Here is a 24076-nt window from a genome sequence, read left to right as displayed (position 1 = left end):
ATGAGCCAAAATACCAATACAGAAGATACAATTGATTTAAAAGAATTATTTTTCTCTCTGATTGCACAATGGAAGTTAATTGCTTTATGTGTAATTTTAAGTCTCGTCTGCGCCCTACTTTATTTAAGAACTACAGCTGATACCTACGCAGTAAATGCACTGGTACAGGTTGAGGAAAGTAAAGGAACTTCAGCAGCACTCTTGGGTGATCTATCAAGCATGATTGATCAAAAGCAACCGGCTCAAGCAGAAATTGAAATTTTAAAATCACGCTTAGTTCTAGGTACTGTGATTCAAAATTTGCATCTTGATCTTAAAGTTTCGGGTACAGAGAATTCATTTATTGATCGCCTATTTTCTCCACATGACTATGTGACTGAATATAAAAATAAATCAGTAACTTTTAAAGACAATGAAAAAAGTTTTGAAGTCCGTCAATTTAATGTGCCTAACGTATATCGTGATAAAGACCTCAGTTTAAGCTTTGAAGATAATCTCATTACACTGATAGATACCGAAACTGAAGAAAAAATTCTGACTGCGAAGCTCAATCAAGCGAATTCATTACGCACCACTGATGGATCGTGGGATATTTCGATTTTTACCCGCGACAAGTTAAAAGATCACTACCTAATTCAAAAGCAATCTTTACCTGCTGCAGTTGATAATATTTTAGAGAATTTTTCGGTTGCTGAAAAAGGGAAAATGACCGGTGTCCTTGGATTAAATTATCTGGGTCAAGATAAAGAACATATTACCCAAGTACTCAATTCAATTTTAGCAGCCTATAGCCAACAAAATATTGAACGCCGTTCGGCTGAAAGTGCACAGACCTTAAAGTTCTTGGATGAGCAACTACCTGAACTAAAACAACAACTGGATGTTGCGGAACGCGAATTTAACAAATTCCGTCAAGAATTTAATACGGTAGATGTCACTAAAGAATCTGAACTATATTTAACTCAAAGTGTCACTCTTGAAACTCAAAAAGCTGAATTAGAGCAAAAAGTTGCTGAAGCTTCTGCGAAGTACACTAGTGAACATCCAGTGATGCAACAAATGAATGCCCAATTAGGTGCAATCAATAGCAAAATTGGTGAACTCAATACCACCTTAAAAAAATTACCAGACTTACAACGTCGTTATTTACAGCTCTATCGTGAAGTTGAAGTGAAACAACAACTTTATACAGCGTTGTTGAATTCTTACCAACAGCTTCGTATTGCCAAAGCTGGTGAAATTGGTAATGTCCGTATTGTGGATACTGCTGTAGAGCCAATTCAACCGATTGCACCAAAAAAACTACAAATCTTGATACTTTCAATTTTCCTCGGTGGTTTCCTCGGTACATTACTTGCACTACTACGTAACATGCTTCGTTCGGGAATTAAAGATTCTTCAGAAATTGAAAACACTCTGGATCTTCCTGTCTATGCCACCGTTCCACGTTCGCTTGTTCAAGAAAGTCGCATCAAGTTACTCAAGAAGAAAAAGACCATTCCTGTACTTGCAGTTAAAAATAGCGATGATATTGCGATTGAAAGTTTGCGTAGCATGCGTACAGCCATTCACTTTGCACTGACATCTGCAAAAAACAACCTGATCATGATTTCAGGGCCTGCGCCTGAAGTCGGTAAATCATTTATTTCTACCAATTTAGCTACGATTCTTGCGCAAAGTGATAAACGTGTTTTAATTATTGATGCCGATTTACGTCGTGGTTATTTAAACAAATACTTCAATCATGATAACCAACCAGGCCTTTCTGAGTATTTAAATGGTCAGCGTGATCTAGACAGCATCATTAAAACCACTGAAATTCCAAATTTGAGTGTGATTACTCGTGGTAAAAGCCCTTCTAATCCATCTGAGCTTTTAAGTTCTGGTAAATTCAAAGAATTCTTAGATTTGATTTCACCGATGTTTGATCATGTGATCATTGATACCCCTCCTGTACTTGCGGTGACAGACGGTATCATTATTTCGCAATATGCTGGTGTGAATTTGGTGATTGCTCGTTATGCAAAAACTCAGTTGAAAGAACTAGAGTTAACCGTGAACCGCTTTGAACAAGTGGGTGTGAAGGTCAATGGTATTATTCTAAACGACATTCAACGTAGCTCAGCTGGTTATGGTTATGGCTATAACTATTCTTATGGTTATAAAGCTTCAAAAGACCAAGACTAATTCAAGCCTATTCAAAAAAGCCACCGAATACGGTGGCTTTTTTTATTTTCGAAATTTATGTTGCATGCATCATTCTGTATAAAAAATGTTTTATATATTCATACCGTTATAGTATAAAAATAAGAACATGACTATGATGATCTTTCCTGCACCTTACCTGATCATAGAGATAGGTAAGCGCTGAACAGGAAAAGTCTGCTAGAATTTCAGCAACTTTTTACATATAAAATAATTGTGGGAAAATATATGAGTAAGGCCCTACCTATCGCTGTCGCTGTATTACTCGGCGGTGCCGCACTTGTTCCTGTTTACTATGCAACTAAAACACCTGCTACGCAATCAGCAACATCAACTCAACCAGCTGCAAATGCTTCTGCTGTCGCTAAAATCAGTTATGCACTTGGTTATGAAGTTGCCCATCAAACGCCTCCAGAATTAGATATTGATAGCTTTGTCACTGGCGTTCGTGCAGGCCATGCTCGTGCAAAACCTGCATATACTGAAGAAGAATTACAAAAAGCATATGCTGAGTTCCAGCAAGAAATGCAAAACAAGCAGCTTGAAAGCAATAAGCAAGCACAAAGTAGCAGTGATAATTTCTTAACGGAAAACAAAAGCAAAGCGGGGGTTAAAACCACTGCTTCTGGTTTACAGTACCTAACAACGAAAGAAGGTACAGGTAAACAACCTCAAGCGACTTCTGTAGTAAAAGTGCATTACACGGGTAAGCTTGTTGACGGTACTGTATTTGATAGCTCAGTACAGCGCGGCGAGCCAATTGAATTTCCGTTGAACCAAGTGATTCCGGGTTGGACTGAAGGTCTACAGTTAATGAAGGAAGGTGGTAAAGCCACTTTGTATATTCCTTCAAACCTCGGTTATGGTGCTCAAGGTGTTCCAGGAACGATTCCACCGAACAGTACTTTAATTTTTGATGTAGAACTCATTGAAGTTAAATAATAAAACCGGTACAGGAGAGCTTTTCGCTCTCCTGCTTTATTTTGAGACTCGGTCATGAAATTACAGATCAGTATGTTGTGTTTGGCACTCTGCTCAAGCACTGTATTTGCCAAAGATGTCAGTAATAAAAGTAGTGCTGCAGAACAAGTGGGTTATAGTTTTGGTTATTTAATGGGACGCAGTAATGCTGAATCCATTAAGGATTTGGATATTGATGCATTTGTTGCAGGTTTAAAGGCAGCATCTAAAGGTCAAGCTTCGTCACTAACAGATGAAGAAATGACCCGTGCCTTAACTCAATATAAAAAGCAAACCGAAGCGAAACAACTGATTGAACTGAAGCAAAAAGCGGATGCGAATGCCACCATTGGTTCAGCTTTCCTTGCTGAAAATGCCAAAAAACCGGGCATTCAGGTCACGAAATCTGGCCTGCAATATCAAGTCATTCAAGCCGGCAAAGGTAAGTCACCTAAAGCCAATTCAACAGTGAAAGTTCACTATGAAGGTCGCTTAATTGATGGCACTGTTTTTGATAGTTCAATTGCACGCAACCAACCTGCGATGTTCCAAGTGAGCCAAGTCATTCAGGGTTGGACGGAAGGTCTACAGTTGATGAAAGAAGGTGCAAAATATCGCTTCTTCATTCCTGCAAATTTAGGCTATGGTCAAATTGGTTCAGCAGACGTCATTGAGCCAAACAGCACGCTGATTTTTAATGTAGAACTCATTGAAGTTCTCCCGAAATAACTACTCCCTTCAGGAGCATCGACAAATCTCGGTGCTCCTCAATATTTCTTCTTTCCATTATTTTCTTTTACAATTTTTTTGATTGATTTGACTTAAAATTCACATTGATATCTTATATTTATTTCACAAAAACCAATTTCCCTTTATTTTAAATCTCCATCAACTGTGTAGCCGCACATAAGGATTTGACCATGACCGTTAAAATTAAGACTCGCGAAATTCAATATACAGCAGCTGATGGAACTCAACTTTTTGGCTATTTTGCCGCACCAGAGTCAGACACTGCAGTCGCAGGTGTGTTAGTTGCCCCTGAATGGTGGGGACGCAATGAATATACCGAACAACGTGCGCGCGAATTGGCTGAACAAGGCTATGCTGCTTTCGCTTTGGATATGTATGGTGACAAAAAAGTCACCACAGATACCAAGCAAGCTTATGAATGGATGATGCAAACTTTTGATCATGCCGACACCATTGTGACCCGTGCGTCTGCTGCATTAAACACTTTGGCACAGCAAAAAGAAGTAAATGCAGATAAACTCGCAGCTATAGGCTTTTGCTATGGCGGAAAAGTCGTGCTGGATTTAGCTCGTTCAGGTGCTGCATTAAAAGCTGTGGTGACCTTCCATGCAACACTTGCTACAGCGACTCCTGCACAAACAGGACAAGTCCAAGCAGAGATTTTAGTGCAACATGGTGAGCTCGACTCGATGGTGAGCTTAGATGATGTTGCAACCTTTAGAAATGAAATGGATGCTGCCCAAGTGCAGTATCAAATCAATATTTTTGAAGGTGCAAAACATGGCTTTAGCAACCCGATGGCGGATGAACGCGCCAAAGCAAACGGCGTAGATTTAGCTTATAACGCTGCTGCAGAACAACAAAGCTTAGCGGCCATGTATGCTTTGTTAGCACGCCAGCTTAGTTCTTAAAGCGCTAAGAACCAATACCAATATTTAATTTATAAAAATGAGGAGAGCACAATGACAGAACTCAATTGTCCATATTGCAATTTTGACGAATATGACGTGATTGCAAAAAATGATTTTGGTGTTGTACTTCCTGAACCACATACACTGTCTAAAGGGCATGCTGTCATTGTCCCACTACGTCATGTTGGTTCATTTTTTGAAATTACTGATAAAGAACGTAAAAGTTTAATGTCCTTACTTGAACAAGCGCGTAATGAATTAAATTTACGCTATCAACCTACTGGCTTTCATATTGGGTTTAATGATGGACAAGTTTTTGGCGAAGCCACTGAACATGTGCATATTCACATTATTCCACGTTATGAAAACCAAACATTGGCGCTCGATACCCGCTGGGGCTTTAAAAGCTAAACTTTAAATTTACACTCACTAAGGAGCCTCGGCTCCTTTTTTGATGGCCACTATTTTTGCATTTCCCCTGATATACAGATTTCGTTTTGAACAAAAAGAATACCTATTGAAAGATGTATACTATGCAGGTTTTTTCAATTTTGACTGTATTGCATGTTTAACTTTTCTGATGCCCTTCTCGACTGGTTTGATGTCCATGGTCGTCATGACTTACCGTGGCAAGTGAAGGATGACCCTTACAAAGTATGGGTTTCAGAAATTATGCTACAACAGACTCAAGTCAAAACCGTCTTACAATATTTTGATCGATTTATTCAACGGTTTCCGACTGTTGAAGATTTAGGCCATGCCTCTTGGGATGATGTGGCGCCCTATTGGGCTGGCTTAGGCTACTATGCACGGGCTCGGAACTTACACAAAGCCGCGGGTATTGTTGCACGTCAGGGACATTTTCCAAGCAATCTTGAGCAATGGATGGAACTACCCGGCATCGGCCCGTCTACCGCAGGTGCGCTGATGTCTTTGGGTTTAAGACAATATGGCGTGATTATGGACGGCAACGTCAAGCGAGTATTGTCTCGTTTCTTTGCTATAGAAGATGATTTATCGAAACCTGTACATGAAAGGTCCATGTGGCAACTGGCGAGTGAGCTTTGCCCCACGGTACGTAACCACGATTATACCCAAGCAATTATGGATCTTGGTGCAACCATTTGTACGCCGAAAAAGCCGCTCTGTTTATATTGTCCTATGCAACAGCACTGCAAAGCACATGCTCAAGGTTTAGAGACTGAATTACCTTATAAAAAGCCTAAAAAGCCTGTTCCAGTGAGAGAGGCCCAAGTCATGCTGATTCAATCTGCAGGAGAATGGCTGTGGATACAACGTCCGAATAGCGGTCTATGGGGCGGTCTGTGGTGTTTACCTATTTTTGATCAACCCCATGAGTTTCAATCCCACACTCAGCAGCTTGGACTGAAACCTACCACCACTCAAGTGCAGATATCACATAGCTTTACTCACTTCACTTGGCTTTTAGAGGCTACTGTATTTACTGTTGCTGCCGATCAAAAAGAGCATTTAGCGATTGAATGCAACGCGCAGTGGTATACCCCGATACAAGCCACTGCTCTCGGTATTCCTACTGCCATGAAAAAACTCATTTCTACGCTAGAACTCGAAAGCCATTCTATGCCATAGTTTTTAACTGCTCATCAATTGTATAGGGACAAATGTGACTCAAGAGTTTTTGCTTCGCAGAGGGTTTTTCGGCGGTATTGGTTTTATGTTGCTTTTACTCAGCGCCTGTACGTCAACTCCCCCCAAACCATCTGGTAGTACATTGCCTGCACATGAAGTGAAAAAATTACAAAACATGCGTTTACCCAATCAATTGCCTGTTCCTGTTCATCAAGTCAAACGAAGTGCGCTCAAGGATACTTGGGGCGCAGCGCGTAGCCAAGGACGAAGCCACGAAGGCATTGATATTATTGTTCCACGTGGAACAAAAGTTCTCAGTGCTACAGAAGGTTTAGTTGCTGACTTACGTAATAACAATTTGGGTGGTAAAGTGATATGGATTATGGGGCCCGCAGGTTCTTGGCATTATTATGCGCATCTTGATGGTCATAAACGTGGCTTAAATGTCGGCGACTATGTCAAAAAAGGTGATGTCATTGGCTATGTAGGGAATACTGGCAATGCTCGACATACTGCACCACATTTGCATTATGGCATTTACTTGGGTGGTAAAGGTCGCAATGCCGTTAACCCCTATCCGTATTTACGTTAATTTTAGGAAACATACATGTCAGAAGCGTTGATCAATCGTCTGGTGGAATTTGCAGAATCTGGTAATCAACAAAAAATCAGCCTCAATGGACAGTCTTATCAGGGCTGGATCATGGAGATCACTGAAGAAGCATTACTCATCAGCACCGGCTACGCAGACAAATCGGGTAAAGATGTATGGATTCAATTTGCCGATCTCGATCAAGCGGAACTGTTGTATTGGGACAATAAAAACGATCAATGGACTGTCTTTAAAATTTAAGTCAAAAGGAGCATTCAACATGACGATACAACGCTGTGCTTGGTGCTCCGAAGATCCTTTATATATTGCCTACCACGACACTGAGTGGGCTAAACCTAGTTTTGATGAGCAGCATCTCTTTGAAATGCTATGTCTTGAAGGACAACAAGCGGGGCTGTCTTGGATCACTGTGCTGAAAAAGCGGGCCTGCTATCAGCAGCATTTTTTTCAATATCCCATTGCCGAAATCGCAGCGTTGAGTGACCTACAATTACAAGAAAAATTACAAGATTCAGGTTTGATTCGCCATATCGGCAAACTCACTGCCATTCGTGATAATGCCAAAGCATGGCAACAGTTAAAAGCCCAAGGGATTCATCCGGTGGAATTTCTTTGGAATTTTGTCGAAGGTCACATTGCCAATAATGATGTAGTTGAATATCGCAGCGCCCCTGCACAAACCGCTCAAAGTCAGGCCATGTCCAAAGCATTAAAAAAGCATGGCTTTAAATTTGTCGGCCCAACGACTTGCTATGCTCTGATGCAAGCTATCGGCATGGTCAATGATCATGAAAATCACTGTGACTTTAAATACACGCACGCAGAATGACCTCAAAAACAGAAAGGATAAAATAATGAGTGACAATACAATTCAAGCCTATGCAGCAATGAACAGTGGTGAAGCCCTTGTTCCCTACCAATTTGATGCAGGTGAATTACAAGCCCATCAGGTTGAAGTCAAAGTCGAGTATTGCGGTCTTTGTCACTCAGATATTTCTATTATCCAAAATGATTGGAAATCTTCGGTATATCCTGTGGTCCCAGGGCATGAAGTGATTGGAACCATTACCCAACTCGGCAGCGAAGCAAAAGGACTCAAAGTCGGACAACGTGTAGGCATTGGCTGGACAGCAGAAAGTTGTCAACACTGTGACTCGTGTATCGATGGTCGCCAAGTGCAATGTACTGGAACCAAGACGGCGACAATCGTCGGTCATGCGGGTGGCTTTGCCAACAAAGTCCGTGCGGGCTGGCAATGGGTTATTCCGCTTCCAGATGATCTCGACCCAACCAGTGCTGGTCCTCTACTCTGCGGCGGGATTACGGTATTTGATCCCATATTACAACACCAAATTCAGGCCATTCACCATGTTGCCGTGATCGGCATTGGTGGTTTAGGTCATATGGCGATTAAACTGCTCAAAGCTTGGGGCTGTGAAATTACTGCGTTCAGTTCAAACTTAGATAAAACCGATGAACTTAAAGCCATGGGAGCTGACCATGTGGTGAATAGTCGTGATCTTGCTGCAATTAAAGCACAGCGTGGGAAGTTTAATTTGATTTTAAGCACGGTCAATGTGACGTTGGATTGGCAAGCCTACCTTTCGACTTTGGCACCGAATGGAAGCGTTCACATGCTCGGCCTAGCACTTGAGCCGATGCAAATCCCCGCAGGTATGCTGATCAGTGGTGCTAAATCAGTCACAGGCTCATCAACTGGCTCTCCTGCAGCACTGCGTGAATTACTTCGATTCGCTGCACGTCAAAATATTGCTCCACAAATTGAAATGTATCCAATGTCTCAGGTGAACGAAGCGATTGAACGTTTGCATTCAGGAAACGTGCGTTATCGTATCGTGTTGAAAGCTGATTTTTAACGGCAAAAATCTAAGCCCAAAAAGCCTGCTGCATGCAGGCTTTTTTGTGTCCTTTATACACTCATCAAAATTAGACGGTATTTGAGTTTATGCATTCCTTACGCACCCAATCTGCGAGCAATAAAATAGCCTGCTGAATTTCTGTCGACAGCTCATGCCCTGCATTTAGGCGAATACAATTGTTATAACGATTGTCCTCACCAAAAATTAAACCTGGCACAATATTGATGCCATGTTTTTGCGCATGGTAATACAGCGCCAAACTGTCTATTTGTTCAGGCATCTGCAACCACAGAGCATAACTGCCTTGAGGCCGATTTAGACGGATATCAACCCCTTGAAAAGCATCGTAAATATACTGACGATACTGCTCGACTTGCACCATTAATTTAGGACGCAATTCAGCAAGATGTTGGCGATACGCACGACTAAAAATCAAATCGGCAAGTCCTAACTGCAAAGGCGTATTCACCGAATCATTTTGCAAAAGTAATTTCGGACGCAAATGTTGCAAATGTGGTGGAAGACAAAACCACCCCACCCGATAAGAAGGCGATAAAGATTTTGAAATCGACCCACAATAGATCACATAGCCCGCCCGATCCCAATATTTGATAGGCAATGGTCGCTTTACATTGAAACTACACTCAGCATAAATATCATCTTCAATCACATAACATTGATATTTTTCAGCCAGTTGTGCAATTCGTTCCTTATCTTCATTACTTAAACAAAAACCCAAAGGATTTTGAAAATTTGCAGTCAATAAGCATACTTTCGCGCCTGAATCCCGCATCGCCTGCTCTAAACGATCTAAATCAAAACCTTCCGTATTGGCAGGAATTTCAACAATTTTCCGCTTCAATAAAGCCAATAATTGCAATTGCCCGTTATAGTTCGGCGTCGGAACAATGACACTCTCCCCTTCCGCACTTAGATTTTGCAACATCACTGACAAAGCAGGCATACAACCATTGCTGATGTAAATATCATCCTTAGGCATGTAAAAACCATCTTCAGCCCAATGTGCCGACAAAGCTTCACGCAATTGTGGATGACCTTGCCGATTGTTATATAAAAAATCTTCTGGTTTACAATGCTTTAATGCCCTTTGGATTGAACGTCTGATTGCTTCAACAGGAACAAAATTGGGGGACAACTGAATTGAACCCAAATGAATCAGGCGACTATTTGCAGATGCTTCATGGATCTGAATTTGCAATTCTAAATTCGAAATTTCACGAGGTCGGGAATCAAAATCAGGATGATTCGGCACGGCAATTTGCTGGGCTTTCTGTGAGGATTGTACAAAATAACCAGACTTTTCTTTGACATAAATGAGGCCTTTGGCTTCAAGTAATTCATAGCAGCGTTTCGCGGTATTTAAACTGATCTGATGCTGCTGTGAAAATTGACGTAGCGCATAAAGACGCTGCCCTGCGGCCAATTCACCACTATAAATTTTCTGTGCCAACTGCTGCGCAAGCTGCTGATATTGAAAAGCCATCTGTACCCTTTTTTTAATCATTTTTGTATCTGTACCCATTAAGTTAACAGATTTAAGCTGAATGCATCAGGTTGATATCTCAAAAATAACGATAGGGGGACAATTAAATGAATGACTTCACGCAGTTTCGAGCAGGTCTAATCATCTTCAGCACACTCACGCTTATGGCGTGCCAACCCGATCAGCACACTCAAGCTCAAAGCCAGCAAAATTTTATCTGTAAATCTTTAATTCAAGGCTTTTTGAGTGCCCAAAAACTGACGCAATATGAACTTGAGCAGATCCAACCGATCACTAGCGGCGGGTTACATCAGCAGCTATATATTTATAAAGCCAAATCTGAAAACGGCATGAATATCATGCCGCAGCAAGCCAAACTTCGCTTTGCCTGTGAACAAATGATCGCGCGGCAATTTCAAATCAAGTTACATCCGCATCCATTTCCAGAACAGGCTTTACTCAGCATCGAACTCCCTGAGGCACAGCACATGCAGCAGTTGACTGCATTTCGCCTGCCTGAGATGCAAAGTCATTGATCGTTCATATTGAACTGAATCATTACTGGTGCTTATTTTAAAATTTCGGGAAAGGTCGCAACAGTTTTGCTTTTACCCAACTGCACTTTCATTTTTTGTAGCATTTGATAAGGCTGTTGCTGCACGAACATATTCACGAAACTGAGCGGAATGGAGCCTTCCGGATTGGCGTAGCCATAGGTCGACACTTTGACTTTTTGATTGCCTAAACGCTGGAAGGTCCAATCGCCCTCATAGTCGGTGAGGCGTACATAATTGGGATTGATCGGATAACCTTTTTTCACCGCTTTATTTTGGATGCTAATGATGCCTTGTGCATCTTTACGCATTTTGCCTTGTACCACTAAATCACGGTCTTTCAAGGGAAAAGGGAAATCCAGCACCATATATAAGCTGAATTCACCTTTCTGGTCATCACGGGATAAGACTTTGACACTGCCCATATAAGGGACCCAATTCACTGCATTTTCCACATCTAAAATCAGGGAAACCGCTTTTTCGATGGGCACATCAAAACTAGTTTCAGCTTTGTATTGAAAGACAGGATTTTGAGCATTTTGGTAGGTCCAAACTTTAATATTATTTTTATTAATCGTGAGTTTGGCATTATCCATAGTTTTCGCTTGTACTGCCGCAGTGAATGCGACAGCACAGGCCATAAAGATGACTTTTTTCATTCCATTGATCGTCTTATTTTAATTTTATGCTGTTGTTATAACGGATTTTAACGCGCTTTTATACGTCAATATCGTTAAAACCCAGTACATCTTTCATATCGTACTTACGTGCTTCACGACCAACTACCCATGCAGCTGCACGTACTGCACCAGAGGCAAAGTTCATACGGTTAGTCGCTTTATGGGTAATTTCAACACGTTCGCCATCCGCAATAAACATCGCAGTATGTTCACCGACAATGTCACCACCACGAATCGTTTGGAAGCCAATGGTTTGACGTTCACGTGGACCCGTATGACCTTCACGGCAATACACAGCATCTTGTTTTAAGTCACGTCCTAAAGCACCGGCAATGGCTTCGCCCCACATGAGCGCTGTACCTGATGGTGCATCAACTTTATGACGATGATGAGCTTCAATCACTTCAATATCCACAGTATCGCCAAACACTTTTGATGCGAGTTCTAGAAGTTTAATTGAAACGTTTACACCGACAGAATAGTTCGCTGCATAGACCACTGGAGTTTCTGTTGCTGTTTCATCGAGATAAGCTTTTTGCTCATCATTCATACCTGTGGTACCAATGACAATCGCAACGCCTGCTTCACGGCAAAGTTTAAGATGCTGTGCTGTTGCTGCAGGTGCAGTAAAATCGATTACGACATCACAATCTTTTAAAACCTCAGCTAGGTTACCGACAACCTTTACGCCAACCGCGCCAATCCCTGCAAGTTCACCGGCATCCGCACCGACCAAGCTACTTTCAGGACGTTCTACCGCAGCAGCTAATTGATAACCAGCTTGCTGAACCGCCTGAATTAAGATGCGTCCCATACGACCGCCTGCGCCCAAGATACCAATACGTGGAGCTGCTGACATAACATTTTCCTAATGTTGATTCGAAATTGGTCTTACTATATCAAAACTCCATGCGCAGGCTAAGTTACAAACAAAAAAATCCTGCATTTTCCGAAGGACTTTTGCAAATCAAGCTCTTCGACAGACGCTGACTATTCCCTCACCAAGTTTAGGCATTTTCACGGTATGATAGGCGCGTTCTATTGATCTTGAATATTCATGAAAACCCTATTGTATCTTTGTGCGGCAGTCTGTATTGCACTGGCATGGCTGATTCCGATTCATTACCGACCTTGGGCCACGTATACCGGTGAGCTTTACACCTTCTTTGCCCTATTTGCCTTAGCGGCAACGTTCTTTAAAGAAAAGCTCATGGTGGCAAAAATTTCCTTGCCCCTGTTGCTCTTAGCGCTGATTCCCTTCGTCCAATTGGCTTTTGGGCAGGTGTATTATTTTAGTATTGCCTTGCTCTGTATGCTGTTTGTGTTCAGCTTCTGGCTATGTATCAATCTTGGTTTCAGCCTCTCGCAAGGTACGGAAAAACGCGAAAAAACCTTCCTATACCTGAGCTATACCTTTGTTGCTTCGGGGGTCATGACCGGACTCATCGCAATATGTCAGTGGCTAGATTTTGACTCGTTTCTTCCTTTTGTGATGAAAATTAGTGGAACTACGCGCCCATTTGCAAACTTTGCTCAGCCGAATAACATGGCCACGTTTCTGCTCATGTCCTTGTTAGCCTGCTTATATGTTTATGAACAGCAAAAAGTTAAAACCCGCTATTTGGTCGCTTGTGCAATTCCTATTTTAATTGGGGTCGTGCTCAGCCAATCTCGCACCTCTTGGGTGGCAAGTATCTGTGTCCTAGTCTATTTGGCTTATGCACAGTACAAAGATTATATCCGTCTTCGCTGGTTTTACAGCTTGGCCTGGTTTATCGGCTTTGTGGCACTGATTGTATTGATGCCAAAATTAAGTCAAATCATGAGCCAAATATCCGACATGAATATTCAAGAAAGTCGTGACGTAGCTGAACGTGCTGGTGGAGATATGTCTCGTTTAGCCATTTGGCAACAAATGGCGCATGCCGTAGCTGCACAGCCTTGGTTTGGCTATGGTTGGCATCAAACCAGTAGCGCTTTTGTCTCGATCTCTGACACGGTGCAAGGGCCTGTTTGGATTCGTAGCTCACACAATTTTATTTTGGATTTCTTATTGTGGAATGGCGCCATTATTGGTGTGCCGTTCTTGGCCTATTTCGCCTATTGGGGCATCCAATTACAGAAATTAGCTAAGTCTGCATTATCTGTCATTGGCCTATTGATGGTCGGTGTCTTCGTTATTCATGCCATGTTGGAGTTTCCGCAAAACTACGCATATTTCTTACTGCCTGCGGGTTTTATTATCGGGATTCTTCAAGCAGCGAAGCCACAGACGGCTACTTTGAGTCTGTCTCCGTGGTTTATCCGCATTGTTTTCGTGATTGGTGCAGTGCTGATTACGGTGATTTATCGTGATTATGCTAATGCAGCGATTCAGCTGGGCCAGGCATCAAAATATGAAAAAACACCGGAGAAAATCACTAATCATGAGCCGATCTATTTGCTGACGGAATTTAGACATCGGGTGGCGATTATTCGTTTAAATCCGTACTCCATCGTTTCTGAACAAACCATTCAGGATACTGAAAAATTGGTTCGCAGCTATCCAGCGAAATACCACATCATTAAATATGCACGTTTATTGGCCTTTAATGGTCGTGAGGCTGAAGCACGTCATCAGCTACAGCGTCTTAAAAATATCTATAGGCTCGACATGAGCTATGAGAGTTTATTACTACCTATAGCACAGCCGAAACCTTAAAACGCTCATTAAAAAAGCCTGCAATTTTGCAGGCTTTTTTATAGCTAAGTTCAAATCACAGCGAACTCAAGCAAATCATATCAATTAATCAAATAAACGGTCGAAGAATGATTTTTTCTTCGGAGATGATTTATTGTCATCGCCATCCATCGTGTCTTGTAACTCTTTTAACAATTCACGTTGACGAGCCGTTAAATTCACTGGCGTTTCCACCACGATACGGCAGAGTAAGTCACCAGTCATGCTGGTACGTACAGGTTTCACACCTTTACCACGTAAGCGGAACAATTTGCCAGTTTGAGTTCCTTCAGGCACTTTCAAGCTCACACGGCCATCGAGAGTCGGAATTTGAATTTCTTTACCCAATGCAGCATCTGCAATGCTTACAGGCACATCCATATACAGGTCAGCGCCATCACGTTGGAAGATTTCGTGTTCACGTACCACCACTTCTACATATAAGTCGCCTGCTTGGCCATCACGGATCGCCTCGCCTTTGCCACTTAAACGTACGCGGTCGCCATTATCCACACCTGCAGGAATGGTCACTTCTAAAGTTTGCTGACGGTCAGAAACCCCTGAACCATGACATTTATTACATGGGTTCTTAATAATTTTACCTTGACCACGACAGGTGCTACAGGTTTGCTGCACAGAGAAGAAGCCCTGTTGCATACGCACTTGACCTGCACCATGACAAGTTTTACAGGTTTCAACGTCGTTTGGATTTTTAGATCCTTTACCATCACAGGCATCACATGGCGCTGGCGCAGTAAAGGTAATGGTTTTTTTCACGCCCTTCACAGCTTCCTCAAGGGTAAGCTCCATAACATAGCGTAAGTCTGAACCACGGCGTGCACGTTGCTGACCACCACGGCCACCACCGCCAAATGCGCCACCGAATATGTCACCAAACTGACTAAAGATATCTTCTGCGCTAAAACCGCCACCGAAGCCACCGCCGCCGCCCATGCCGCCTTCAAAAGCTTGATGTCCCATACGGTCATACATACTACGTTTTTCGCTGTCCGATAAAACTTCATATGCTTCTGCAGCTTCTTTGAATTTTTCTTCAGCTTCTGGGTTATCTGGATTACGGTCAGGGTGATACTTCATCGCCAACTTACGGTAGGCTTTTTTAATTTCATCATCACTTGCGGTTTTAGATACACCTAAAACCTCATAATAATCACGTTTAGCCATGTCTGGCGATGCTCCTCACGGAATTTAATTTAATACTTAACTGTGGTCTGAAATTGGGGAATCAAACCATTTTTTCAAGGGGTAGGCAGGAAAAAAATAAATCGACTTAGAAAACAGCCTTATTTTTAACGAATTTGGATAGACCTTGGATCCATGCATTTAATAGATACAAAAAGGCAATCGAAGAAAAGATCACACCAATTACCGTGCATGCAGTCACCCAAAGATAGGTGTCCCAATAATAGAAAAATAAAGGAATAAACCACAGTGCGGCAAAAATGGCCATCATGGAATAAATCACGACGGTGCGCATGACCCAAAGCGCTTGGGCTTGTAGCCAAACTTCTGTAGAATCGATTTGAGTCACTTTGCGTGCAAAACCGTAGGCAAATACACCACTAATCAGGGTAAATAAAGCGAAAAACATGAAGACATAAGAAATCGCAATATAACGGCGATACTTAGCTAAACTCTCTGCTGTCATCTGTGATTCAACCCCGTACACCACAATATGCCGCGCTGCACTTGTGGTAGTTTTACTTTTTAAAAATGTCTTTGTAGATCAGGTGCTACTATAGAGAAAAATTCAATATTTCGCACCCAATATTATGACACTTTTAAGGATTCTGCTGAGTTTTTTTCACTTTAAACCACTGTGCATATAGCGCAGGTAAAAAGAACAAGGTCAGCAGGGTCGCCACGATCAATCCACCCATAATCGCCACGGCCATTGGACCGAAGAAAATACTGCGAGAAAGTGGAATCATCGCCAATACAGCGGCCAATGCAGTCAACACAATGGGACGGCAACGACGTACCGTCGCATTGATAATCGCATCCCAAGCCGACTCCCCGGACTGAATATCTTGTTCAATCTGATCAATCAAAATCAGTGAATTGCGCATAATCATTCCTGACAGTGCAATCGTGCCGAGCATTGCCACAAAACCAAAGGGTTTATTGAACAATAACAGGAATAACACCACGCCAATAATGCCCAAAGGTGCAGTTAAAAATACGATCATCGCCCGTGACATGCTACGTAGTTGAATCATCAACAAAGTCATGACAACTGCGAGAAATAATGGCATGCCTGCATTTACAGAAGTTTGGCCTCGTGCTGACTCTTCCACAGTGCCGCCTACTTCGAGTAGATAACCATTCGGCATCTCTGCACGTAACTGATCAAATGAATCTTTTAACTCACCCACCACCGTTGCAGGTTGCAATTTACTGCGAATATCCGCGCGCACAGTAATGGTCGGTAAACGGTTACGATGCCAAATCAAACCTTCTTCAAAGCTATACTCAATTTTCGCAATCTGCGCCAATGGCACTGAACCACCATTGCTGGTCGGTACAGCCAAACTGCTGAGAGAACCGACATCCAATCGCTCGGCTTGATCACCACGCATCCGAATTTCAATCAGCTCTCGTTTCTCACGATACTGATTAATCACCGCGCCACTGATTGAACTATTCAGGAAATTCGACAGATCTAAGCTGGAAACCCCCATTTGACGTGCGCGATCTTGGTCGATGTCCAATTTAATGACTTTGCTTGGCTCACCCCAATCCAAATGCACATTGGTGGTGTTCGGGTTTTCACTGACTTTTGCAGACACCCGTTGTGCCCACTCACGCACCAAGCTCAGATCTTCACCCGACACGCGAAACTGCAATGGATAACCCACGGGTGGGCCATTTTCTAAAAGTGAAACGCGAGTACGCACTTCAGGTAAAAGCTTACGAATTTCTTCTGCTAATGACTGACGAATTTCATTGCGATCATCTAAAGATGAAGCCAATACCACAAACTGGGCAAAACTGGCTTGGGGTAATTGCTGATCTAGAGGTAAATAAAACCGCGGTGAACCTGTCCCCACATAAGCCACAAAATTATCAATGCCTTGTTTTTTCGACAAGAACGCTTCGACTTTTTTTACGGCCGCTTCTGTGGCCTTCAGTGAGGCGCCTTCCTCAAGCTTTAAATCCACTAAAATTTCAGCACGGTTTGACGGTGGGAAGAACTGCTGTGGTACGGTTTTAAACATTAAAATCGATAACACAAAAATGCCAACCGTCGCGGCAATCACCGTCTTGCGATAGGTCACACAAGTGTCGACCCAACCACGGAAACGTTGATAAAACGGAGACTGATAAGGATCATGATGTTCGCCGGCATGATGTACCATCGGCTGAGGTTCGGGCTGCTTACGTAAACGTGCCCACAGGCGCTGATACCACGGGGATTTTTGTACTAAGTCTTTGTTGAAATCGGGTAGTAATTTATCCCCTAGATAGGGAACAAACAGTACTGCTGCAAACCATGACACCACCAATGCAATGGTGACCACTTGGAAAATCGAGCGGGTATATTCGCCTGTGCTCGATGCGGCTGTGGCAATCGGCAAAAAGCCAGCCGCAGTAATCAGTGTGCCTGTCAGCATTGGAAATGCAGTGGTCCGCCATGCATGTCCGGCGGCTTGTAACCGGCTATAGCCCTGCTCCATTTTGATCGCCATCATTTCGACGGCAATAATCGCATCATCCACCAATAAACCGAGTGCGAGAATTAACGCCCCCAAAGAAATCTTGTGCAACCCAACATCAAACATCTGCATGCCAGCAAAAGTCATGGCCAAGACCAATGGAATGGAAAATGCCACAACCAATCCCGTACGGAAACCCAAGGAGAAGAAGCTCACCAATAGGACGATAATCACCGCCTCAGCGAGGACTTTCATAAACTCATTGACGCTGCGCTTCACGGCTACAGGCTGATCAGAAACTTTTTTCAGTTCCATACCCAAGGGCAAAGTTTTTTGCAAGCGGGCAAATTCTGTTTCTAGGTTTTTACCCAAAGCCAGAATGTCGCCACCTTTACGCATCGACACGGCAATGCCTAAACCATTTTCGCCCATAAAACGCATACGCGGCTGTGGTGGATCACTAAAGCCACGATGTACATCAGCCACATCACCCAATTGAATCGTTCGACCATTCACCAATAAGGGCATCTGACGCAGTTCATCAATGTTTTGTAAATTGCCGCTGACACGCACTTGAATCCGGTCTGAATTGGTTTCAAAAAAGCCGGCACTGGCAACTGTGTTTTGCTGCTGCAAGGCTTGTTGAATCGCCGTCACGGGTATGCCCATTTGTGTGGCTTTGGTGTTGGAAATTTCAATCCAAACTTTTTGATCTTGTAGACCAATTAAATCCACTTTCGCAACGTCTTTGACCCGTTGTAACTGGAGCTGTAAACGGTCGGCATATTCCTTCATGATGGCATAGTCAAAGTCTTTGCCGGTCAGCACATAGATATTACCAAAGGTGTCACCAAACTCATCATTAAAGAAAGGACCTTGCACCCCAGATGGCAATTGATGGCGAATATCATTGACCTTTTTACGCACGGTGTACCAAACATCGGGGACTTGCTGCGAACGTAAACTGTCCTTGGCCACAAAGGTCACCATGGATTCACCCGGACGTGAATACGCCATGATGCGTTCATACTGCCCCGTGGTCATCAGTTCTTTTTCAATTCGATCGGTGACCTGCATTGATACTTCTTTGGCTGTTGCACCAGGCCAATAGGTCTGAATCACCATGACTTTAAAGGTAAATGGCGGGTCTTCACTCTGCGACAATTTGGAATAAGAAAATATCCCAACGATGCCCAGCAGAATCATAAAATAAAGGATTAATCCTTTATTTTTCAGTGCCCACTCAGACAAGTTAAAATTCATTAATTAACTCCTGTCTGAATGTGTACTGCACGATTTTCACGATCAACAGGTTGTATTTTTTGTTTTTCGCGGAGCAAATGCACGCCGCCAACCACCACAAAATCCCCTGCTTGCAAACCACTGAGTACGGGCACGCTATCACGTCCATATTCGCCTAAACTTACTGGAACTTTACGTACCGTATTATCTGCATTGACCACCATCACATACGCCTGCTGACCACTCGCAGACACACTCGATAACGGCACATGCAAAACATTCTGCTGTGCTTTGGTTAAAAATACCCGTGCACTTTGCCCCAGTTGAATGGCGCTATTGCCTTCACGTAATGCCACTTTGACACTATAAGTACGAGACTGATCGGCAGCAGGACTAATTTCACGTACATAGCCTGCAAATTTTTCCTGTGGTTTCGACCACAAGGTAACCCATGCATCCTGCCCTGTTTTAATTTCAGTAACCGCTTGTTCAGGCACACCAATGACCACGTCACGTTCACCTGCTATCGCCAATTGAAATGCCGGTTGTCCTGCTGCAATCACTTGACCAATCTCAATATTACGCTCAGTAATGACCCCATTTTTATTGGCAATTAATTGGTTATAACCGGTCTGATTACGACTCACATCATAATTGGATTGCGCTTGCTTTAAATTCGACTGTGCTGCTTTATATTGGTTTTCCACCGCATCGTACTGCGAACGACTCACAGCATTGACTGGCAATAATTGCTTAAAGCGTTTTAGTTCATCTTCAGCAATTTGTGCAGCGGAACGCGCACTTTCAAGCTGCGCTTGTGCTGCATTCAGTTGCAACTGTGCATCTTTGACGTCTAATTTTGCCAAGACTTGCCCGACTCGGACTTGGTCTCCAACATCGACATAGCGCTCAGTGATTTGACCGCCAACCCGAAACGCTAAAGCTGTTTGCTGGCGTGCTTGTACATCACCCGCATAACTTTTTTGTTCAAAATGTGTGGCGCCTGGCTGAGTCACCATCACAAATGGCACTTCCTGTTCCGTTTGGGCTTTATCCTTGCTGCATCCCCATAAGGTCACACTGCAAACGATAATCATGCTGACAACTGTGATCTTAATCGTACTCATGAAGTTCGCTCTTAATAAAAAGTCTTTTTTAGGGCAGAATATTATTCAATTAATTTGGTTATTTTTTAATTAATAAACCATGCGGTACATTAATTAGATTAATTATCCTAAATCAATGACCTTTTCGCCTTTTTTGGAATTTTTTCAGCAAATGAATGTCGGCCGCCCAAAAGACTTAGAAAAACGACAACGGATTTTAGAGTCTGCAAAACAATTATTTTTAGAAATGGGCTATCACGGTTGCAGCATGAATCAGATTGCGCAACATGCAGGGGTCACCAAACTGACGGTCTATAACCATTTTCAGGACAAAGCCACCTTATTTACCAGTGCGATTGAAGACACCTGTGAATATATTTTGAATACCCGCCCGCGACATCTGCACAGCGAAAGTCATTTTATGCAGGCTTTCGTTGAAATTTGTGAGTTGGGGCTGAACATCATGAATTTGCCAGAAGCCATTAAACTGGACTTATTACTTTTGGAGTTGGCTGCCGAACACAGTCCCTTGGTGGAACAGTTTTTCCGTGCCTCACATTTGAAAATGCGCCAAGTCTGGGAAAATTTCTTTCAAGACGCAGCAGCTTTAAATTTCATTCAGCAGGATCACCCTGCCCGACAAACTGAACTGATTGTGTCGCTACTGATGGGACTACGCCATCAAGAAGTCTTATTGGGCATGCGCCCAGTACCTGAAACAGCAGAGCGACAGGCCATTATTCACTCTGCCATCGACATCTTTATGCTGAAATATCAACTCGGCACACAGAGCTAAGCATTTTCTGAAATATTTCAACGCTAAACTGAAACAAATGGCATAGCTATTGCTCATTTACCTAGAAAAGTCATCCGACTTTTGTCTGTACCCCCTTTTGCCACAGCACTTTCGGGGTATAGTCGAGACAGGAATACACGGAGAAATAACAAATGATTCAACAAATTGATGCTCCATTACGTGAAGACGTGCGCTTACTGGGCAATTTATTGGGTGAAACCCTAAAGCAGCATGCAGGACAAGATTTGTTTAATCAGGTAGAGCAAATTCGTGCTTTGTCTAAAGGCGCGCGCGATGGACAAGTTGAAGCCGAAAAACAGTTAGAACAATTATTTTTAAATTTAAAAGATGAAGAAATTCTGCCACTGACCCGTGCATTTACACACTTTCTCAACTTTGCCAATATTGCCGAACAATACAATGTGGTGCGCAGCCGTCGCCAAAGTGAGTTTGATGAGCAAGCACCATCACCGAATCCACTCGATCATTTATTTGAAAAATTTAAAAGCAATAACATCAGTGCGGAACAACTGTTCCAACAAATTTGTGAATTAAAAATTGAACTGGTCCTGACTGCACATCCAACTGAAGTCAGCCGCCGTACCTTGATCCAAAAATATGATGGGATTAATGATTGCCTGTTTAAAATGGATCAACAAAAACTTACGCCACGCGAACGCAAAGCCGTACTGGATGATTTAAAACAACTGATTTGCTCGGCATGGCAAACCGACGAAATTCGTCAACATCGCCCGACGCCTGTCGACGAAGCTAAATGGGGCTTCACGACCATTGAACAGACCTTGTGGAATGCTGTACCCAAATTCATGCGTGAATTGGATGGCATGGTTCAAGATCATTGTGGCAAGACCTTGCCTTTAAATGTTGCCCCTGTGCGCTTTGCATCATGGATGGGCGGTGACCGTGATGGCAACCCAAACGTCACCCATAACATTACTCAAGAAGTGCTTTGGCTTTCACGTTGGAAAGCTGCCGACCTGTATTTACGCGATATCGAAGACCTACGTTGGGAACTTTCGATTCAAGAATGCAGTAAAGAACTCAGTGATGCTTTGGGCCATTTCCACCCTGAACCGTATCGTGAATATCTACGTGATGCGCGGGAACGCCTCAAAGCCACTCGTCACTGGTTGGCACTAAAACTCCGTGGTGAAGATGCTGACGATAGCCAAGTCATTAAAAGCCGCCATGAGCTGCTCGATCCACTATTGGTTTGCTACCGTTCACTGATTGACAGCGGTTTACCTGAAATTGCCAATGGTCAGTTACTCGACTTTATTCATCGAGTGAATTGCTTTGGTATCGAATTACTCAAACTCGATATTCGTCAGGAGTCGACTCGTCATCGCCAAGCGATTTCTGCCATTACTGAATATTTAGGTTTAGGCAATTTTGAAACATGGACGGAGCAAGCCCGTCAAAATTTCTTGATTCAGGAACTGCAAAGCAAACGTCCATTGCTACCGAAGTTTTTAAATGAGCCAAAACAAAGCCTGATTGAACATCCAGATGTACAAGAAATCTTTGCAACCATGCGGACTTTGGCAGAGCAACCACCTGAAAGTTTAGGGGCTTATATTATTTCCATGGCAGAGCATCCGAGTGATGTCTTGGCCGTATTGTTACTGCAAAAAGAAGCGGGCATCAAACAAGCGCTACGCGTTGTGCCACTGTTTGAAACTTTAAAAGATTTGGATGGTGCCGCCCGTACCATGAATACCCTATTCAATATGCATTGGTATAAGCAGCATATTCAGGGTAAACATGAGGTGATGATTGGCTATTCAGACTCTGCCAAAGATGCGGGCTTTATGTCGGCAAACTGGGCACAGTATCGTGCGCAGGAAGAATTAACCGCGGTTGCGAAAAAACATGATGTACAACTGACATTATTCCATGGCCGTGGCGGTTCAATCAGCCGTGGTGGAGCGCCGACACAGCAAGCGCTGTTTTCACAGCCACCGGGTTCGATTTCAGGAGCGATTCGTGTCACAGAACAAGGGGAAATGATTCGCTTCAAGTTTGGATTAGAAGGCATTGCCTTACAAAACCTGGAAATTTACACCGCAGCGACCTTAGAAGCGACCTTATTACCACCGCCTGAACCGAAACAGGAATGGCGCAAGCTCATGCACAGCATGACGGATCTGTCGGTACAGGTGTATCGTCAAACCGTGCGTGAAAATCCGCATTTTGTAAAATACCTACGGACTGTAACGCCAGAACTGGAACTACAAATGTTACCGCTCGGATCACGCCCAGCCAAACGTAAAGTCAGCGGTGGAATTGAGTCATTGCGTGCGATTCCGTGGGTATTCGCATGGACTCAAATTCGTTTAATGCTACCTGCTTGGCTCGGTACAGGTGCTGCGATTAATCAGGTGATTGATCAGGGTCAAAAAGCAACCTTAGAAGAAATGCTACAACAGTGGCCTTATTTCCAAACGTTAATTGATATGTTGGAAATGGTCTTGTCTAAGGCTGATGGCCATGTGGCACTATATTATGAGTCTCATCTGACAGATAACGCAGACCTCAAACAGTTGGGCGAAGAGTTACGTCAGCGTTTACGTGATGCGGTACAAACGCTATTAGCACTCAAAGGTGAATCGAAATTACTTAGCAGTAACGATGTGCTTGACCAATCCATGAAGGTGCGTAAGCCTTATTTATTGCCGCTACATTTACTACAAGCCGAACTGATGAAACGCCGCCGTGCATACCTTGCCGAGCGTCAAGCTGAAAATACCCCAGTCGACCATGCGTTGATGGTTAGCATCGCGGGTATTGCGGCAGGTTTGCGTAACACTGGCTAAAACTTCCAACCCCAAACGAAGCACATCCATG

21 protein-coding genes are annotated in these 24076 nt (G+C 43.2%); 14 read left to right on the top strand and 7 right to left on the bottom strand.

The features are described from left to right. The 10 genes from FTT94_RS05690 to FTT94_RS05645 all read left to right on the top strand — a co-directional run bounded on the left by FTT94_RS05690 (nt 1) and on the right by FTT94_RS05645 (nt 8927). Nucleotides 1-2187, top strand: coding sequence for a polysaccharide biosynthesis tyrosine autokinase (locus tag FTT94_RS05690; protein WP_218955984.1), 2187 nt, complete (start codon nt 1-3; stop codon nt 2185-2187). Nucleotides 2188-2433: 246 nt separating this feature from the next. After that, on the top strand, nt 2434-3147 hold the full coding sequence (locus FTT94_RS05685; protein ID WP_078191625.1) for an FKBP-type peptidyl-prolyl cis-trans isomerase: 714 nt from the start codon (nt 2434-2436) through the stop codon (nt 3145-3147). A gap of 54 nt (nt 3148-3201) precedes the next feature. Then, a complete protein-coding gene (locus tag FTT94_RS05680) occupies nt 3202-3894 on the top strand; it encodes an FKBP-type peptidyl-prolyl cis-trans isomerase (protein WP_180170376.1) in 693 nt (230 codons plus the stop codon). Nucleotides 3895-4085: 191 nt separating this feature from the next. Next, on the top strand, nt 4086-4826 hold the full coding sequence (locus tag FTT94_RS05675; RefSeq protein WP_180170375.1) for a dienelactone hydrolase family protein: 741 nt from the start codon (nt 4086-4088) through the stop codon (nt 4824-4826). A gap of 51 nt (nt 4827-4877) precedes the next feature. Continuing rightward, nucleotides 4878-5237 carry an HIT family protein gene (locus tag FTT94_RS05670; RefSeq protein WP_078191628.1) on the top strand — a complete coding sequence of 120 codons (360 nt, stop codon included), beginning with the start codon at nt 4878-4880 and terminating at the stop codon, nt 5235-5237. A 153-nt stretch (nt 5238-5390) separates the two neighbouring features. Continuing rightward, nucleotides 5391-6437 (top strand): A/G-specific adenine glycosylase, encoded by a 1047-nt coding sequence (mutY, locus tag FTT94_RS05665; protein WP_180122099.1) that lies wholly within the window; start codon nt 5391-5393, stop codon nt 6435-6437. Nucleotides 6438-6522: 85 nt separating this feature from the next. After that, nucleotides 6523-7029 (top strand): M23 family metallopeptidase, encoded by a 507-nt coding sequence (locus FTT94_RS05660; protein ID WP_180085982.1) that lies wholly within the window; start codon nt 6523-6525, stop codon nt 7027-7029. Nucleotides 7030-7044: 15 nt separating this feature from the next. Continuing rightward, nucleotides 7045-7290: a hypothetical protein gene (locus tag FTT94_RS05655; protein WP_078191630.1), complete on the top strand. Its 246-nt coding sequence runs from the start codon at nt 7045-7047 to the stop codon at nt 7288-7290. 19 nt (nt 7291-7309) lie between these two features. Then, a complete protein-coding gene (locus tag FTT94_RS05650; RefSeq protein ID WP_180170374.1) occupies nt 7310-7879 on the top strand; it encodes a DNA-3-methyladenine glycosylase I in 570 nt (189 codons plus the stop codon). 25 nt (nt 7880-7904) lie between these two features. Further along, nucleotides 7905-8927 carry an NAD(P)-dependent alcohol dehydrogenase gene (locus tag FTT94_RS05645; RefSeq protein WP_180003640.1) on the top strand — a complete coding sequence of 341 codons (1023 nt, stop codon included), beginning with the start codon at nt 7905-7907 and terminating at the stop codon, nt 8925-8927. A gap of 70 nt (nt 8928-8997) precedes the next feature. Here FTT94_RS05645 and FTT94_RS05640 read toward each other — a convergent pair whose 3' ends face one another. Beyond that, nucleotides 8998-10434: a PLP-dependent aminotransferase family protein gene (locus tag FTT94_RS05640; RefSeq protein WP_180170373.1), complete on the bottom strand. Its 1437-nt coding sequence runs from the start codon at nt 10432-10434 to the stop codon at nt 8998-9000. A gap of 107 nt (nt 10435-10541) precedes the next feature. Here FTT94_RS05640 and FTT94_RS05635 point away from each other — a divergent pair, with 107 nt between their 5' ends. Beyond that, nucleotides 10542-10970, top strand: a complete 429-nt coding sequence (locus tag FTT94_RS05635; protein ID WP_257224738.1) for a hypothetical protein — start codon at nt 10542-10544, stop codon at nt 10968-10970. A 32-nt stretch (nt 10971-11002) separates the two neighbouring features. Here FTT94_RS05635 and FTT94_RS05630 read toward each other — a convergent pair whose 3' ends face one another. Together FTT94_RS05630 and dapB are read right to left on the bottom strand one after the other, a co-directional pair. Then, a complete protein-coding gene (locus FTT94_RS05630) occupies nt 11003-11647 on the bottom strand; it encodes an START domain-containing protein (protein ID WP_180066868.1) in 645 nt (214 codons plus the stop codon). Between the two features lie 58 nt (nt 11648-11705). Continuing rightward, a complete protein-coding gene (gene dapB / locus FTT94_RS05625) occupies nt 11706-12527 on the bottom strand; it encodes a 4-hydroxy-tetrahydrodipicolinate reductase (protein WP_078194102.1) in 822 nt (273 codons plus the stop codon). Between the two features lie 198 nt (nt 12528-12725). Between dapB and FTT94_RS05620 the strand changes: the two genes are divergently transcribed. Continuing rightward, a complete protein-coding gene (locus tag FTT94_RS05620) occupies nt 12726-14369 on the top strand; it encodes a PglL family O-oligosaccharyltransferase (RefSeq protein ID WP_180170372.1) in 1644 nt (547 codons plus the stop codon). A gap of 84 nt (nt 14370-14453) precedes the next feature. Here the strand turns inward: FTT94_RS05620 and dnaJ are convergent, their stop codons facing one another. The 4 genes from dnaJ to FTT94_RS05600 form a co-directional block, all read right to left on the bottom strand. Then, nucleotides 14454-15572, bottom strand: a complete 1119-nt coding sequence (gene dnaJ / locus FTT94_RS05615) for a molecular chaperone DnaJ (RefSeq protein ID WP_111885156.1) — start codon at nt 15570-15572, stop codon at nt 14454-14456. Between the two features lie 106 nt (nt 15573-15678). Then, nucleotides 15679-16056, bottom strand: coding sequence for a hypothetical protein (locus FTT94_RS05610; protein ID WP_180003650.1), 378 nt, complete (start codon nt 16054-16056; stop codon nt 15679-15681). A gap of 133 nt (nt 16057-16189) precedes the next feature. Continuing rightward, nucleotides 16190-19327: an efflux RND transporter permease subunit gene (locus FTT94_RS05605; RefSeq protein ID WP_180170371.1), complete on the bottom strand. Its 3138-nt coding sequence runs from the start codon at nt 19325-19327 to the stop codon at nt 16190-16192. Continuing rightward, nucleotides 19327-20433 (bottom strand): efflux RND transporter periplasmic adaptor subunit, encoded by a 1107-nt coding sequence (locus tag FTT94_RS05600; RefSeq protein ID WP_180065158.1) that lies wholly within the window; start codon nt 20431-20433, stop codon nt 19327-19329. Before FTT94_RS05600 ends, FTT94_RS05605 begins: the two co-directional genes overlap by 1 nt. A 151-nt stretch (nt 20434-20584) precedes the next feature. Here FTT94_RS05600 and FTT94_RS05595 point away from each other — a divergent pair, with 151 nt between their 5' ends. Beyond that, nucleotides 20585-21208 carry a TetR/AcrR family transcriptional regulator gene (locus FTT94_RS05595; protein WP_180110863.1) on the top strand — a complete coding sequence of 208 codons (624 nt, stop codon included), beginning with the start codon at nt 20585-20587 and terminating at the stop codon, nt 21206-21208. Nucleotides 21209-21360: 152 nt separating this feature from the next. After that, entirely contained in the window at nt 21361-24045 is a 2685-nt protein-coding gene (gene ppc, locus FTT94_RS05590; protein WP_180170370.1) for a phosphoenolpyruvate carboxylase, read from the top strand. The last annotated feature ends 31 nt before the right edge of the window (nt 24046-24076 follow it).

This window comes from Acinetobacter sp. YH12027, from assembly GCF_013420085.1.
In the GTDB taxonomy this organism is placed as follows: Bacteria; Pseudomonadota; Gammaproteobacteria; order Pseudomonadales; family Moraxellaceae; genus Acinetobacter; species Acinetobacter amyesii.
Note: the sequence above shows the minus strand (reverse complement) of the source record. Positions and strands in the feature narration are given on the sequence as shown.

Bases quoted from the DNA above. Each gene is read 5' to 3' on its own strand.
- FTT94_RS05690 (WP_218955984.1), top strand. From the start codon at position 1: ATGAGCCAAAATACCAATACAGAAGATACAATTGATTTAAAAGAATTA.
- FTT94_RS05685 (WP_078191625.1), top strand. From the start codon at position 2,434: ATGAGTAAGGCCCTACCTATCGCTGTCGCTGTATTACTCGGCGGTGCC.
- FTT94_RS05680 (WP_180170376.1), top strand. From the start codon at position 3,202: ATGAAATTACAGATCAGTATGTTGTGTTTGGCACTCTGCTCAAGCACT.
- FTT94_RS05675 (WP_180170375.1), top strand. From the start codon at position 4,086: ATGACCGTTAAAATTAAGACTCGCGAAATTCAATATACAGCAGCTGAT.
- FTT94_RS05670 (WP_078191628.1), top strand. From the start codon at position 4,878: ATGACAGAACTCAATTGTCCATATTGCAATTTTGACGAATATGACGTG.
- mutY (WP_180122099.1), top strand. From the start codon at position 5,391: ATGTTTAACTTTTCTGATGCCCTTCTCGACTGGTTTGATGTCCATGGT.
- FTT94_RS05660 (WP_180085982.1), top strand. From the start codon at position 6,523: ATGTTGCTTTTACTCAGCGCCTGTACGTCAACTCCCCCCAAACCATCT.
- FTT94_RS05655 (WP_078191630.1), top strand. From the start codon at position 7,045: ATGTCAGAAGCGTTGATCAATCGTCTGGTGGAATTTGCAGAATCTGGT.
- FTT94_RS05650 (WP_180170374.1), top strand. From the start codon at position 7,310: ATGACGATACAACGCTGTGCTTGGTGCTCCGAAGATCCTTTATATATT.
- FTT94_RS05645 (WP_180003640.1), top strand. From the start codon at position 7,905: ATGAGTGACAATACAATTCAAGCCTATGCAGCAATGAACAGTGGTGAA.
- FTT94_RS05640 (WP_180170373.1), bottom strand. From the start codon at position 10,434: ATGGCTTTTCAATATCAGCAGCTTGCGCAGCAGTTGGCACAGAAAATT.
- FTT94_RS05635 (WP_257224738.1), top strand. From the start codon at position 10,542: ATGAATGACTTCACGCAGTTTCGAGCAGGTCTAATCATCTTCAGCACA.
- FTT94_RS05630 (WP_180066868.1), bottom strand. From the start codon at position 11,647: ATGAAAAAAGTCATCTTTATGGCCTGTGCTGTCGCATTCACTGCGGCA.
- dapB (WP_078194102.1), bottom strand. From the start codon at position 12,527: ATGTCAGCAGCTCCACGTATTGGTATCTTGGGCGCAGGCGGTCGTATG.
- FTT94_RS05620 (WP_180170372.1), top strand. From the start codon at position 12,726: ATGAAAACCCTATTGTATCTTTGTGCGGCAGTCTGTATTGCACTGGCA.
- dnaJ (WP_111885156.1), bottom strand. From the start codon at position 15,572: ATGGCTAAACGTGATTATTATGAGGTTTTAGGTGTATCTAAAACCGCA.
- FTT94_RS05610 (WP_180003650.1), bottom strand. From the start codon at position 16,056: ATGACAGCAGAGAGTTTAGCTAAGTATCGCCGTTATATTGCGATTTCT.
- FTT94_RS05605 (WP_180170371.1), bottom strand. From the start codon at position 19,327: ATGAATTTTAACTTGTCTGAGTGGGCACTGAAAAATAAAGGATTAATC.
- FTT94_RS05600 (WP_180065158.1), bottom strand. From the start codon at position 20,433: ATGAGTACGATTAAGATCACAGTTGTCAGCATGATTATCGTTTGCAGT.
- FTT94_RS05595 (WP_180110863.1), top strand. From the start codon at position 20,585: ATGAATGTCGGCCGCCCAAAAGACTTAGAAAAACGACAACGGATTTTA.
- ppc (WP_180170370.1), top strand. From the start codon at position 21,361: ATGATTCAACAAATTGATGCTCCATTACGTGAAGACGTGCGCTTACTG.